Here is a 916-nt window from a genome sequence, read left to right on the forward strand (position 1 = left end):
AACTGCCGTCGGTTGCCGTAAGGTTAAACGTATCTTTTAACGTTTCATCCCCACCATCAATTGTCCCGCTAACTACGCCCGTATTATCCAAACTAACCGTGTCATCACCATCGCCGCCAGAAATACTCGCGACACGTCCGGTAGTTGCGCCACTTACTGAGAATACATCATCACCAAGGCCGCCAACAAGGGCTCCAGTGTTACCCGCTGTACCAATCGTAAAGGTATCTACATTGTCACCACCCGTGATAGCACCCGTCGTGCCATTAATGGTGTAGGTGTTTGCGCCGTTGCCGCCAGAAATATTACCAATAGATACGAGATTATTGACCGTAAAGCCATCTATTCCAGTGCCGCCAACAATATTTATAAAGTCATTAAAATGAATGCCATTAACCGTACCTGAGTTGATTGCATCAACCACCCACGTGTTCGTCTCAACACCGGTTAAGGTACCTGGTGTTGTGCTATTTCCATTAAGGGTTTCAAAACTAGTTAAACGTGACAACAGTAAATCAGATGAGTTACTTAAGTTAAAGATATCACCTGCATCTGCTGCATCAGTACCATCTTTAGCACCACCATCAATTAAGCCCGGCGTACCCGCCGCACCACCAACACCTGCAACACCCACAACCTCCGTACTTTCAAGTGTTACCGTATCGTCGTTCGCACCACCTAAAATACTACCAACACGGTAGGTATCTGTACCAATAACCGTAAAGGTATCTTTACCTGCCAAACCACTGAGTGTGCCAGTTGAACCATTTCCGTTAACTGTAAACTGGTCAATGCCAGCACCTCCGGTTATATTGCCGGTCGTGCCATTAATAATGTACGTATTTGCGCCGTTGCCGCCACCAATAGTTCCGATAGACACACCGCTATTGACCGTAAAGCTATCTGTGCCAACACC

General features: G+C 46.7%; 1 protein-coding gene. It reads right to left on the reverse strand.

Annotated features, from left to right (window positions below; genetic code table 11):
* The coding region (locus tag CWS31_RS17645; RefSeq protein ID WP_170252924.1) for a hypothetical protein at window positions 1–916 on the reverse strand (916 nt) is incomplete at both ends.

Source organism: Colwellia echini (genome assembly GCF_002843355.2).
Classification (GTDB): domain Bacteria; phylum Pseudomonadota; class Gammaproteobacteria; order Enterobacterales; family Alteromonadaceae; genus Colwellia; species Colwellia echini.